Origin of the sequence: Psychrobacter sp. S1-30-MNA-CIBAN-0213, from assembly GCF_040309845.1 — a bacterium.
Taxonomy (GTDB): Bacteria; Pseudomonadota; Gammaproteobacteria; order Pseudomonadales; family Moraxellaceae; genus Psychrobacter.
The window spans coordinates 1-266 of record NZ_JBEOPE010000085.1; the positions used below are offsets into that span (position 1 = coordinate 1).

A 266-nucleotide genomic window follows, 5' to 3' on the forward strand; every position below is an offset into this window, starting at 1 on the left:
GGGCAGTGGTCTACAAGTTGTGGTCGGTTTGGGACAGTCAGGGCTGTCAGTCGCGAACTATCTTACCAAGCAAGGCTACCGTGTGGCAGTCACTGATAATCAGTCGCAGCCTACCTTAGCCTACCAGTTGCCAGCAGCCGTTGATATTCGTCAATTTGGGGCTATAGATGCAGAATTGCTGCAGCAAGCGGCACGGATTATTATTAGCCCAGGCATTTCTTTGGATACCGATGCGGTTGCCGCTGCCCGTCGCGCCAATATTCCAG

1 pseudogene is annotated in these 266 nt (G+C 53.0%); it reads left to right on the plus strand.

What is annotated here, in order from left to right:
* Positions 1–266, plus strand: a pseudogene (gene murD / locus AAEY87_RS14050) (UDP-N-acetylmuramoyl-L-alanine--D-glutamate ligase); the annotation flags it as partial.